Origin of the sequence: Aliikangiella maris (assembly GCF_040719265.1) — a bacterium.
Classification (GTDB): Bacteria; Pseudomonadota; Gammaproteobacteria; order Enterobacterales; family Kangiellaceae; genus Aliikangiella; species Aliikangiella maris.
On sequence record NZ_JBFDAH010000004.1, the window covers coordinates 293,778 to 307,078 of the forward strand.

At 39.5% G+C, this 13,301-nt stretch carries 9 protein-coding genes; all 9 read left to right on the top strand.

What is annotated here, in order from left to right; genetic code table 11:
* Positions 1-240: 240 nt before the first annotated feature.
* The gene (gene rlmD / locus ABVT42_RS05585; RefSeq protein WP_353873725.1) at positions 241-1,581 is read left to right on the top strand and encodes a 23S rRNA (uracil(1939)-C(5))-methyltransferase RlmD; all 1,341 of its coding nucleotides are present in this window, start codon (positions 241-243) and stop codon (positions 1,579-1,581) included.
* A 159-nt stretch (positions 1,582-1,740) separates the two neighbouring features.
* On the top strand, positions 1,741-4,029 hold the full coding sequence (relA, locus tag ABVT42_RS05590; RefSeq protein WP_353873724.1) for a GTP diphosphokinase: 2,289 nt from the start codon (positions 1,741-1,743) through the stop codon (positions 4,027-4,029).
* A 76-nt stretch (positions 4,030-4,105) separates the two neighbouring features.
* A complete protein-coding gene (gene mazG / locus ABVT42_RS05595) occupies positions 4,106-4,942 on the top strand; it encodes a nucleoside triphosphate pyrophosphohydrolase (protein WP_353873723.1) in 837 nt (278 codons plus the stop codon).
* Between the two features lie 313 nt (positions 4,943-5,255).
* Positions 5,256-6,890 (top strand): CTP synthase, encoded by a 1,635-nt coding sequence (locus ABVT42_RS05600; RefSeq protein ID WP_353873722.1) that lies wholly within the window; start codon positions 5,256-5,258, stop codon positions 6,888-6,890.
* A gap of 83 nt (positions 6,891-6,973) precedes the next feature.
* The gene (gene kdsA, locus ABVT42_RS05605; RefSeq protein WP_353873721.1) at positions 6,974-7,804 is read left to right on the top strand and encodes a 3-deoxy-8-phosphooctulonate synthase; all 831 of its coding nucleotides are present in this window, start codon (positions 6,974-6,976) and stop codon (positions 7,802-7,804) included.
* Between the two features lie 216 nt (positions 7,805-8,020).
* The gene (eno, locus tag ABVT42_RS05610; protein ID WP_353873720.1) at positions 8,021-9,295 is read left to right on the top strand and encodes a phosphopyruvate hydratase; all 1,275 of its coding nucleotides are present in this window, start codon (positions 8,021-8,023) and stop codon (positions 9,293-9,295) included.
* 122 nt (positions 9,296-9,417) lie between these two features.
* Entirely contained in the window at positions 9,418-9,693 is a 276-nt protein-coding gene (locus ABVT42_RS05615; RefSeq protein ID WP_353873719.1) for an FtsB family cell division protein, read from the top strand.
* Positions 9,694-9,746: 53 nt separating this feature from the next.
* Positions 9,747-10,463 (top strand): 2-C-methyl-D-erythritol 4-phosphate cytidylyltransferase, encoded by a 717-nt coding sequence (gene ispD / locus ABVT42_RS05620; RefSeq protein ID WP_353873718.1) that lies wholly within the window; start codon positions 9,747-9,749, stop codon positions 10,461-10,463.
* Positions 10,464-10,996: 533 nt separating this feature from the next.
* A partial coding sequence (locus ABVT42_RS05625) for a SpvB/TcaC N-terminal domain-containing protein (protein ID WP_367023501.1) occupies positions 10,997-13,301 on the top strand: 2,305 nt, incomplete at its 3' end.

The following is a 13,301-nucleotide window of genomic DNA, read 5'->3' on the forward strand; positions in this document are numbered from 1 at the left end:
CACCATTTAGCCCAGCAAAATATAATTTTAACTAAGCTGACCATGCAAATAAAGCACGGATCGTTGCTAAATATTGGCCAGTGCGATAGCTCGACATAAATCAGACTTAAAACCACTTTTAATTCACTATAATATTAAAAAAATCAGTATAATGTGCGGTTTTTAAATCGATTATGCTAGCAAATATCATAATTTTCTGTTGTTGGACAACCTTCTGCGGTTGTTTATTTGGAATAATCAATGTCAAGAAAGTACAAAAGTCGTAAAAAGTTACCCACTGAGCCAGTCAGTATTCAAATAGACAGTTTATCTCACGAAGGTCGTGGTGTGGGGCGAATTGAAGGTAAAACTGTTTTTGTTGACGGGGCATTGCCTGGCGAAACCGTTGAAATGCAATATTTAAGCCAGCGAGGCAAATTTGATGAGGGTCGGGTTACCAGTATTCAAGTAGTCAGCGAGCAGCGGGTAACCCCAGAATGTCCTTACTTTGGGGTGTGTGGCGGATGCAGTATGCAGCATCTGTCAAGTAATGCTCAAATATCTCATAAGCAATCTATCCTTCAAGAGCAATTTACACATTTTGCCCAAACTCAGCCCCAAGAATGGTTACCACCGTTACAGGCTGATTTATTTCATTATCGACGCAAGGCCCGTTTAGGGGTCAGGCACGTCATGAAGAAAGGCCGAACTTTAATTGGGTTTCGTGAAAAATATTCCAATTTTTTGGCTGATATTGGACATTGTCCCGTTTTGTCTAAGCAGATTTCTAATTTAATTGTACCGATGAGTCAATTAATTGATGGCATGGAAACTCGCTTCGATATTCCACAAATTGAAGTTTCAAGTGGTGATAATTTAGTCGCTTTGATTGTTAGACACTTAAAACCAATGCCACTGACCGACCAGCAAAAATGGCAGGATTTTGCTAAACAGCATGGGGTGGTGGTTTATCTACAACCCAAAGGGCCCGATACCGTACACCGCATTTGGCCGGAAAATGAGGCCGATGCACAATTAAGTTATCAACTCGATGCATTTGATGTAACCCTATTGCAACAGCCACTGGATTTTGCACAAGTCAATGCTAGTATTAATCGAAAAATGGTACCTTATGCGATTGATTTACTCGATGTTAAGCCCACCGATCAAGTTTTAGATTTGTTTTGTGGATTGGGGAACTTTACTTTGCCATTAGCGACAAAAGCTCAATATGTTGTAGGTGTGGAAGGCGTAGCAGAAATGGTTGAGCGTGGCAAACAAAATGCGTTGCATAATGGCTTGACTAATGTCGATTTTTATCAAGCAGACTTGACTACCGATATTTCCAAAGCAGAATGGAATCAACGACAATACCAAAAGATTCTCATTGATCCTGCACGCAGCGGTGCGTTGGAAGTTATCCAAAACATTGTGCGATTGGCGGCCGAGAAGATTGTCTATGTCTCTTGTAATCCAGCGACATTGGCCAGAGATGCTGGTGAGTTGGTAAAAGCAGGTTACCAACTCAAGAAGGCCGGAGTAATGGATATGTTTCCACAAACGACTCATGTTGAATCAATTGCGTTATTTGAAAAAAACTAATCAAGAATTAAAGCGGTTTATACAGCAATTCACGATACAAAAAGCCATTTTAAGCGGCGATATTATCGATAAAATGTTTTTTTATTTAAACAATTTAATTGAAGCCGCTGACAAACTTTAGAAATTTATAGAAGGTTAAAACGGATTCGGGAAAGTTCGATGGTTAAAGTTTATGATATAGCAACACCAACTGATGTGTCTGATGAGAATTATACGCAGTGGTTTTATTCGCTAACTAATAATAAATTAACAACCAATCACAAACCAAATTCAGAAAAAACAGAAATTGGCACTACTATATCAATTGAAAAAAATGCCAGCCAAGGAAATGTTAATACAGCCACCGAGCTGTTTGAAAAAGTAACACATCATTTAGCTAGTGTCAGTTTTGGTAAAAACCACAATAAACAACAACTGTTTCAACAAAGTTTTGAGCAGGCAAACATTCTTTCTTCACTCGGTGTGAATCAAAAAACTCTGCTGGCAGCGATGCTTTATCCGTTTCTTGAAAATCAATTGATCTCGTTAGATTTGATCAAAGAGCAAATATCACCTTCCATTGCTGCGCTATTGAAAGGTGTTAAGTCAATGGATGCCATCCGCAGTTTGCAGGCTGACTATTCTGCAAAAAATGATGCCTCTCAAATTGATAACCTGCGTAAAATGTTACTCGCAATGGTTGATGATGTTCGTGTTGTTCTTATCAAATTAGCAGAAAGACTTTATTTATTGCGAACCGTCGATCAGCAGGCTAAAGAAAAACAACACCAATTAGCTAAAGAAATCAGTGATGTTTATGCGCCTTTAGCTAATCGTTTGGGGATTGGGCAAATAAAATGGGAAATGGAAGATCTGGCCTTTCGGGTATTACATCGTACAGAATACACTAGCATTGCGAAACACTTGGACGAAAAGCGAGTAGCTCGCGAAACTTACGTGGCTAACGTGCTACAAATTATTGAAGACGCATTAACTGAAATTCAGGTAAAAGCAGAACTGCAAGGACGAGCCAAACATATTTACAGTATTTGGAAAAAGATGCAGCGCAAACAAGTGGGATTTGAAGAAATTTATGATGTACGTGCGGTTCGAGTATTAGTTCCAGAAATACGGGATTGTTATTCAGTACTTGGTGTAGTGCATGGTTTGTGGAAACATATTCCTAAAGAATTTGACGATTATATTGCCACCCCAAAGGAAAATGGATATCGCTCTTTGCATACTGCGGTAATTGGCCCTGAAGGTAAAACGCTGGAAATTCAAATTCGTACTTTTGCGATACATCAAGAGTCAGAATTAGGCGTTGCGGCTCACTGGAAATACAAAGAAGGGAAAGGCGCATCGGGGGGGCATGAAGCCAAAATTGCTTGGTTACGCCAGTTACTGGAATGGCAAGATGAATTAACAGAAGGGGCCGATTTAGTTGAAGAATTTAGAAACCAAGTGCTTGAAGATCGAATATATGTTTTTACGCCGCAAGGTAAGCTTATCGATTTGCCAAAAGGTTCAACACCTCTAGACTTTGCTTATCGAGTGCATACCGATGTAGGACATCGTTGTCGTGGGGCAAAAGTCAATGGTCGAATCATTCCTTTAACACAATCATTAGAAACTGGACAACGCATTGAAATATTAACCAGCAAAAGTGGTGGACCAAGTCGTGATTGGCTCAGTGAGCATCATGGATATGTGAAATCATCACGCGCAAGAAACAAGATTTATCAATGGTTTCGTCATCAAGATAAAGACAAGAATATTGCTGCTGGCAAGGCATTACTTGATAAAGAAATTCACAAGCACAATTTAAAAAATGTCGACATGCTTAAGTTGGCCAAGCATTTTAATTACAATAAAGAAGAAGAACTGTTTGCTGGAATAGGGGTTGGTGATAAAGGGTTGCAATTGGTGATTAATGCAATCCGCAACATTCAAAAAATTCCGCCACCCGTTGATCGTGATACAGTGATAAAGAATCCTGCCAATGTTACCAAACGTAGTGCCTCGAGTGATATTTTGGTTGAAGGGGTTGGCAATTTACTGACTCGTATTGCGGGGTGTTGCAAACCAGTGCCTGGAGATGACATTGCGGGTTATGTTACTCACAGTCGAGGCATTATGATTCATCGAGCCGATTGTCATTACCTGCTGGCGTCACAAAACAATTCGCCTGAAAAAATTCTTCAGGTTGAATGGACAAACTCGTTGAACAAGAGTTATTTGATCGATTTACTAATTAAAGCATACGACAGAAAAGGCTTATTAAGTGACATAACCATGTTAATGGCGGATGAAAAAGTTAGCGTGACTTATTTAAATACGCATGTCAATAAACAGCGACTTATGGTTGTCATTAAAATTCAAATCGAAGTACCTAGTCTGGCAACCGTCGATCGCATTATGTCGCGAGTTGAAAAATTACCCACGATTGTCTCGGTGCAGCGCAAGTAAACTGGGGCGAATGCCCGGTGGATTTTAGTAAATTTTATACAAGATTAATCATTCAATTTTAACAAGTAGAAAAAATATGACTAAGCCTGATCATTCACAAAGACTGCTTGCGCAGGTCAATGAAAAGCAAGGTATTGAAAAGCTGTTAGCCGTGATGAGTGCACTGAGAGATCCACAAGGTGGCTGCGAATGGGATCTCAAACAAAACTACGCGACAATCGTTCCATTTACAATCGAAGAAGTATACGAAGTGGTTGAGGCGATTGAAACTAATGATTTTGAAAGCCTAAAGGGTGAGCTGGGAGATTTGTTATTTCAAATTGTCTTTTATGCACAGTTAGCTAAAGAAGAAGGGCGCTTTGATTTTCAACAAATTGCCGAAGTTGTAAGCCAAAAACTGGTATCTCGACATCCACATGTGTTCAGCGACGCATCTTTTAGCAGCGAAAGTGAATTAAGTGATGCTTGGGAAAAGCACAAACAGCAAGAAAGGCAACAGCGCAATAAAACCGCAAATGCAAGTATGCTCGATGATATTCCCAAGGCGTTACCTGAGTTAAAAAGAGCGCATAAACTACAAAAGCGTGCAGCTAAAGCCGGTTTTGATTGGTCTTCTGTTGATCCTGTATGGGAAAAATTGACAGAAGAGTCACTCGAAGTAAAGCAAGCGGCTGAGTCTGCTGAGCAAGATAAACTTGAAGAAGAAATTGGCGATCTGTTATTTACCGCAGTGAATCTGGCACGGCACTATCGAGTTGATGCCGATTTGGCATTGCGTAAAGCGAACCATAAATTTGAAGCACGTTTCAGAACACTTGAAAAACGGGCAAATAAACCGTTAACCCAAATGACACTCGCAGAGCTTGATGAAATTTGGAATCAAGCTAAAGCCAGTTTGAGTGAAACTGAGTAAGCAACTTTTTGTTTAATATTTATTTTATTGATATGTTTTAAATTTAAAATCTGCCATTGAGTAAATTGAGAATATTCAATTTATCAGGTGATTATCAATAAATATTTTGTTAGAATACCATCCCGTCCTGAAGCTCCCTGCTTTATATTTGTTACACTGAAATTTGAATAAATAATTGTTTAACCTGAAACCGCGACCCGGAACCATAAAAGTTGTGGTGGTTTTTTATTTTTTTAGTGATCGCAAATTACTTTGAGTAGTATGTGAGCTGCACTTAACTCTTTGATTTTATAATGATATTTGGCGAATTTGCATGACTAAGTTTATTTTTGTTACGGGCGGTGTGGTTTCTTCATTAGGTAAAGGTATTGCCGCGGCTTCTTTAGCTGCCTTGCTTGAATCAAGAGGGTTAAAAGTAACCTTACTCAAGCTCGATCCTTACATCAATGTTGATCCGGGAACAATGAGTCCCTTTCAGCATGGTGAGGTTTTTGTGACCGATGATGGTGCCGAAACAGATCTTGATCTTGGTCACTACGAGCGATTTGTGCGCACCCGCATGAGTCAATCAAACAATTTTACGACTGGACGGGTATATGCCGATGTCTTAAAGAAAGAAAGACGCGGTGATTACCTTGGTGGTACGGTTCAGGTTATTCCTCATATTACAGATGAAATCAAGCGCAAGGTATTCGCGGGCGCAGGCAATGCTGATATTGCCATGGTAGAAATCGGCGGCACTGTTGGCGATATTGAATCATTACCTTTTCTAGAGGCAATTCGCCAACTCGGTTATGAACTGGGACGAGAAAACGCCTTATTTATGCATTTAACTTTGTTGCCCTATATTGCCGTTGCTGGCGAATTAAAAACCAAGCCGACACAACATTCAGTAAAAGAGCTTCGTTCAATCGGTATTCAACCAGATATCTTAATCTGTCGTTCCGATCGCACTTTACCGCCATCAGAAAAGGCCAAAATTGCCTTGTTCACCAATGTCGAAGAAAAAGCGGTCATATCTTTGAAAGATGTCGATAGCATCTATCGAATTCCATCGATTCTATATTCTCAAGGTCTCGAAAAGCTGATAGGCGAGCGCTTTAAATTGCCTGAGCAGGCTGTTGATTTATCTGAGTGGGAGCGTGTGCTTTATGCCGAAGCCAATCCTAATGGTGAAGTCAATATTGCGATGGTCGGTAAGTACATGGATTTGACAGAAGCTTATAAATCTTTAATTGAGTCACTTAAACATGCTGGATTGCAAAATCGTCTCACAATTAATATTGATTATGTCGATGCAGAAGATATTGAAAAGAAAGGTATTGGGCTATTAGATAACGCCGATGCCATACTGGTGCCGGGTGGATTTGGTGAGCGCGGTGTTGAAGGTAAAATTCAGGCTGTCGAGTATGCGCGTGAAAATAAAATCCCGTATTTGGGTATTTGTTTAGGTATGCAAGTCGCGGTGATCGAATTTGCCCGTAATGTTGCGCGTTTGACTGATGCTCAAAGCACCGAATTTAATAAGGAAACGGCTAACCCGGTTGTTGGTTTAATTACCGAGTGGGTTAATAAAGATGGTTCGGTTGAAACTCGCACTGAGAATTCTGATTTAGGGGGGACCATGCGTTTAGGTGCGCAACCCGCCTATTTAAAAGAAAGTACTAAAATCGCTCAAATTTATGAAGCCGGTACAATTAATGAGCGACATCGTCATCGTTACGAAGTTAATGAAAATTATGTACCTCAGCTAAAAGAAAGTGGATTAATTATTTCAGGGCGCTCCAGTACCAATAATCTGGTTGAGACAATTGAAATTGCCGATCACCCTTGGTTTATCGGTGTACAGTTTCATCCTGAATTCACCTCTACACCACGTGATGGACACCCATTATTCACTTCATTTGTTGCGGCCGCCAGAACATATCGATTGGCACAAGAAGCCTGATAAACTGAATAATATGCCGATGGATTTCATCGGCATTACATAAATTTTTTGTTAACTGTCATTTGATAAAGTCGGGAGCTACCATGCAAATCTGTCACTTTGAAACGGGTATTGATAAACCATTTTTCCTGATTGCTGGACCTTGTGTCATTGAGAGTGAACAACTGGCATTGGATACCGCAGGTTATTTACAGGAATTAACTCATCGCCTGGGAATTAATTTTATTTATAAATCTTCTTTTGATAAAGCCAATCGTTCATCACACCAAAGCTTTCGTGGTCCTGGTCTAGAAAAAGGATTACAGATTCTGGCAAAAGTTAAACAGCAAATAGGTGTTCCTGTATTGACTGATGTACACGAAGATACACCCATTGAAGAGGTGGCCAGCATTGTTGATGTTATGCAGACTCCAGCCTTTTTATGTCGTCAGACTAATTTTATTCAGCGAGTTTGCCAAGCGGGAATTCCTGTGAATATTAAAAAAGGTCAATTTCTAGCCCCTTGGGATATGGAGCATGTTGTGAAAAAAGCACAAGCGACTGGCAATCATAAGATTATGGTATGTGAGCGCGGCGCTTCATTTGGTTATAATAACCTGGTGTCAGATATGCGCTCTTTGGCTGAAATGCGCAATACAGGGGTTCCGGTCGTGTATGATGCGACTCACTCAGTACAATTACCCGGTGGGCAAGGCAGTTCATCGGGCGGTCAGCGTCAGCATGTTCCGGTATTGGCCAGAGCTGCGGTTGCTGCGGGTATCTCAGGGCTGTTTATGGAAACTCACCCAGATCCTGACAATGCCAAAAGCGATGGTCCGAATTCTTGGCCGATGAATCAAATGGAAGCTTTGTTAACAACACTTAAAGCCATAGATGATACCGTCAAATCTGCGGGAATGATCGAAAATCAATAATGCTAATCTTAGCATTGCTTTTTTGGACAAGCTGCTTTGTTAAGTCATGGGGTTGTCAAAAGCGACAGTAACCGGCAGGTTTATAGCTGAAAAGATCGGTGAACTGATAGATTAATATAAAAGTCGATTTGCCAAAAAAACATTTGATTAATCAGAAACTAACTGATTATTAATGACAAAATACTACTAACTAAATAAAAGTTGAGGTTATGCGGAATGAGTAAAATTGTTGATATCATCGGACGAGAAGTTCTGGATTCTCGCGGTAATCCAACGGTTGAAGCCGAAGTTATCTTGGAAAATGGCAGCGTTGGACTGGCTTGTTCTCCATCTGGGGCATCAACGGGGTCACGCGAAGCGCTCGAATTGCGTGACGGCGACAGCAACCGATATTTAGGTAAAGGCGTATTAAAAGCCGTTGCCAATATTAATGATGTAATCAAACCCAAATTAATTGGTGTGGAAGCCGCAGAGCAGGCTAAAGTTGATCAAATCATGCTCGATCTGGATGGCACTGATAATAAAGAGAATTTGGGCGCGAATGCTATTTTAGCGGTATCACTGGCAACGGCAAAAGCCGCTGCAGCAGCGACAAACAAACCATTGTATAGTCACTTGGGTGATGGTGTGACATTACCTGTGCCCATGATGAACATCATTAATGGTGGCGCACATGCTGATAACAATGTCGATATTCAAGAATTTATGATTTTACCGGTTGGCGCTCCTAGTTTTGCTGAAGCACTGCGTTATGGCACAGAAATCTTTCATGCACTAAAACAGGTTTTAAAAGCGAAAGGTTTAAATACCGCGGTTGGTGATGAAGGCGGATTTGCGCCAAACCTTGGCTCAAACGAAGAAGCGGTTCAAGCGATAGTTGAAGCCGTTGAAAAGGCCGGTTATAAACTGGGTGAAGATATTTTCCTTGGTCTAGATGTTGCCAGCTCCGAATTTTATAAAAATGGGAAGTACGAATTGGCTGGTGAAGGTAAATCATTAACTTCTGCTGAATTTGCTGATTATTTAGCCGACTGGGCCGAGCGTTATCCGATTATTTCAATCGAAGATGGTATGGATGAGGGGGATTGGGAAGGTTGGAAGATCCTCACTGAAAAGCTGGGCGATAAAGTTCAATTAGTTGGTGATGATTTATTTGTAACTAACACCAAAATCTTAGCAGAAGGTATCGAAAAGAAAATTGCTAACTCGATTTTGATTAAAGTTAATCAAATTGGCTCAATTTCAGAAACGCTAGCGGCTATCGAAATGGCCCATAAAGCTGGTTATACTGCTGTTGTTTCACATCGTAGTGGTGAAACAGAAGATACGACTATTGCCGATTTAGCCGTGGCAACCAGTGCAGGACAAATTAAAACCGGTTCACTGTGTCGTAGTGATCGAGTGGCCAAATACAATCAGTTACTCAGAATTGAGGAGAAACTGGGTGACAAAGCGGTTTACCCAGGTAAAAAAGCGTTTAACTGCTTCTAATCTGTTTCAATGCGTTTCACAGTGTTTCACAATAAGGCAAGCATCTGCTTGCCTTATGCGCTAAATGGTTTAATATTAGCCTGTACCTGTTAATATAATTCTGAAGCAGCATAGTTCGTTAAATGAAAATAATTGGTTTAGTTCTCATTATCTTAATTGCCATACTCCAATACCGTATTTGGTGGGGCGAGGGGAGTTATCGAGAAATTAACCAACTTGAACAACAAATTGCAGAACAAACTAAAATCAATTCACAGTTAAAGGTACAAAATAGCGATTTGCAAAAAGAAATTCAGGCATTAAGAAAAAATCCTGAACTGCTTGAAGAAATTGCACGAGAGAAGCTGGGCTTAATTAAACCCAATGAAACCTTCTATCGAATTATTCCCAAAAAATAAATACCCCAGAATTATCATCGTTTAATAATAGAAGTTTAATAATCGAGGTCAAGATGCCGAGAGATCTGTCTAAGTTAAAAGGGTGTGTTGCAGTGATACCTGCAGCTGGTGTCGGTAAGCGAATGCAAAGTAAGCTCCCCAAGCAATATTTAAAAATTAAAGACAGAAGCATTTTAGGTATTACACTCGATAAATTTTTAAGTTTTTCTCCCGTTAAATTAATTGTTTTAGTGGTTTCTTCCCACGACACCTTGTATAAAAATCTGCGAGAAATCGAAAACGAAAAAATTATAATTATTGATGGTGGCGATGAACGTATTCATTCGGTATATAACGCTTTATGCTACTTGTACGATAATGGTTTAGCCGACAAAACTCCGGTAATGGTGCATGATGCTGTCAGACCATGCGTCAGTCATCAAGATTTGCAAAAGTTACTGGATGCTTTTAAATCGAGTCAGCAACCTTGTTTGTTGACCGCGCCAGTGGTCGATACATTGCAATCCGTTAATGCCGATCAACAAATCGAATCTTTGGTTGATCGCAGTAAAATTGTTCGCGCACTAACACCACAAATGGCGCAGTTTATTCAGTTAAAAAAGTCGATAGAGTCAGTAATCGATAATAAAACCTTAATTACTGATGAGGTCAGCGCGCTGTGCTTAAATGGCTATCAAGTCAACGCAGTAACTGGGCAAAGTGATAATATTAAAATTACTCATCCAGATGATTTAGCGTTGGCGGAGTTTTATCTTGAGCAGCAAATTTGATTAAGCGAATAGTGAGATTAAGTTAATAAAATTAAAACAAAACACTTTTTAATAAAGATTTATTTTGGTATTCTTTGCCGCAATATAATAGATGTGTATATTTTGCTCACATAGAAAGTGATGTCATTTTTTATGATGACTAATTATGATGATAGGACTATGATGACCACGCTATGATGATAGGACTATGATGACAAAATTAAGTCGCTAAATTAACAACCCGATTAAAAGTAACTAAATTATTTAATTACTGCCTAAAAGTACAAAGTTCAATAAAAAGTTCAATAAATTATTTCAGGGAAATATGGAATGAAATTAAAATACCTATTTGCTTCAATCTTCTTACAACAGCAAAATTTTATCAAACTAAAATATTAAACCATATTTTCGATGGATAATGAGCTTTTATAATCCGTTAAATTTTCTCTGATAGAATTTGGCTCGCTTGGTGGGTTATTTTCGAATCAAATAAGCTGAACGATAAAATTAACACATTAAATTTAAATGCTATTTTCATTACTCTGGGACCTTCAATGACGCAATATATCAAGCAATTATGGAAATGGGTGACAGTTGCACTGTTAACGGTAGGCTGTCAATTAACCATTGCACAACAAGCGCCTGGGCCAGATGATGATCCTTTGCCGAATGAGCAACAATGGTATACAGACCTTATGGTTACACCTCAATCAGGAAAGTGTACTATTCTACAAAACCAAGGCGATACGACCTGTACACTCCAGATCTTCTTTAGTGCAACGCAATCGCCAGAATATCCATACTCTGGTACGATAACTAACAACCGAACATTTCGATTAAATGGAGTTGATTTATATAATCAAGATAACTTTGGATTCCATACCATTACAATTAACCCAAGAAATAATTATTATAGTGTATTGGGGAGCGAAGTTGTGCCAAATAATCCAAATGCGTTTTCTGGCACATTGATTGGTGAATATGAAGATTATACTCCTTTGTTCACGCACAGTAGCAGTACGCATAATGTCATTCGAGGAAACTTTAATGGCAGCTATGATGAAGATGCTCTGTTTCAATCAAAAATAAAAGGCGGTAACACGGGGTTAATGCCATTTGAGTCAAATGGTTATCTGGACACAACAATTCATAAAGCTTGGACAAGCGCTCATCCACAAATTCCGCAAATTACCGATTGGAGTGCCGAAAGTTATGCGGCTTTTTCGGGTAATTTTAACGCTAATCCTGGTGATGAATTATTATTGCTAGGGCGAAAAACGATAGTTCTGTTACACGGCGATATAATCACCCCTATTGTTATTTTCCCGCCGGTACAAAATGCAATTGTTGGATGGAATGCCTCACATAATGCAAGCTATAGCGAATTTGCTTTTGATGCTAATCCTGCTGATTATGAAGTACACATTGGTGATTTAAATGCTGATGGATTTGATGAAATTTTTCTACAAGCAAAATTCGCCGGATCTTCATCGCATATTTTAAGTAATACAGGTGCACTGATTCAAACAATTCCAAGCGGCTATTTGAATATTGATTGGTCAGCACAATCGTACGTTGCTTCTATTGAAAACGGTGGTATTCAGTTAAATTATATTGGTAATAGTGCAGAGAATAATTTTGCGGTGACTAATGCATCAGGTGCGGTTTCTTACTTACAAATTGAGGTTACGCAACCAACGATTACGGCCGATGTGGTTAGGTATGTTTATGCGGGGGAAGATTTTAGTTTTTATCCGCAAACGACTCCTGCTTCAGGATTAATTTTTAGCTCAACCGGCGGTCCTGATTGGTTCACAAATAATTTAAACTCGAATACTGGAGAAGTTAATACCCTTGTTGACGATGCCGTTGGAAATGGAACATTTACAATCACAGTGAGTGTTATCGAAAATAAGCCTACGCATAGAATTCCGGCTTCGTACAGCTTTAAATTAGATGTTATCTCGCCATTTATTATAAATTATACTGATTATGATGTTTATATCACTACCAATGGTAATATTTATTTAAAAGCAAAAAATGGTTCTGCCTATTATCAAATTAAACGAGATGGTGAACACATTTGGATGATCAAAATTACACAGACCGAGTTTAATAATGCTAGTGCAACCTTAAGTGATAAATATCAAGCGATATTTACTGATTTTGATCAAGACGGACAAAAAGATTTGGTTGTTCTGCCAATCGAGGATATCAGTTTACAGTCATTCGCTATTACATCAATTGAAGCACTTCAGCATGATTCATTTATTGGTGGCGCGCGTGACTTTGGCGTTCCAGACTCAATCTTTGATGGCATAGTTGTTCCTGCGAATGAAAATGCTGGTGCAGTAGAAGGGAATGGCGGTGTTTCTGGTGGAAGCGCCAACTATTCAATACCTATCGCAATACCGCCGGGGCGTGTTGGAATGCAACCGAATGTATCGCTAAACTACTCCTCAACCAGTGGAAATGGTCCGGTAGGAATTGGCTGGTCTATCAGCGCAACAGCAAGTATTTCACGTTGTGCACAAACTGAAGCGCATGATGGTCGCAACCTTGGCATTCAGTTTAACAGTGATGATCGACTATGTTACAACGGAAACCGATTAATACCTGTGAGTGGGGCGTATGGTGCAAATGGAACGGTTTACCGAACAGAACTAGATTCATTCGCTAAAGTAACCCAAAACGGCGCATTAAATGAGAGTAATACCTCTTTCACGGTTGAACAAAAAAATGGTCGCGTATTATATTTTGGTATTGCGACAAACTCTCGAGTCATTCCTGATGGGGTTAGTCAAACACTGCGTTGGTTACTTGCCAGAGAAGAAGATCGCAGTACTAATAGAAACTCAA

Bases quoted from the DNA above. Each gene is read 5' to 3' on its own strand.
- relA (WP_353873724.1), top strand. From the start codon at position 1,741: ATGGTTAAAGTTTATGATATAGCAACACCAACTGATGTGTCTGATGAG.
- ABVT42_RS05600 (WP_353873722.1), top strand. From the start codon at position 5,256: ATGACTAAGTTTATTTTTGTTACGGGCGGTGTGGTTTCTTCATTAGGT.
- rlmD (WP_353873725.1), top strand. From the start codon at position 241: ATGTCAAGAAAGTACAAAAGTCGTAAAAAGTTACCCACTGAGCCAGTC.
- ispD (WP_353873718.1), top strand. From the start codon at position 9,747: ATGCCGAGAGATCTGTCTAAGTTAAAAGGGTGTGTTGCAGTGATACCT.
- ABVT42_RS05615 (WP_353873719.1), top strand. From the start codon at position 9,418: ATGAAAATAATTGGTTTAGTTCTCATTATCTTAATTGCCATACTCCAA.
- kdsA (WP_353873721.1), top strand. From the start codon at position 6,974: ATGCAAATCTGTCACTTTGAAACGGGTATTGATAAACCATTTTTCCTG.
- mazG (WP_353873723.1), top strand. From the start codon at position 4,106: ATGACTAAGCCTGATCATTCACAAAGACTGCTTGCGCAGGTCAATGAA.
- eno (WP_353873720.1), top strand. From the start codon at position 8,021: ATGAGTAAAATTGTTGATATCATCGGACGAGAAGTTCTGGATTCTCGC.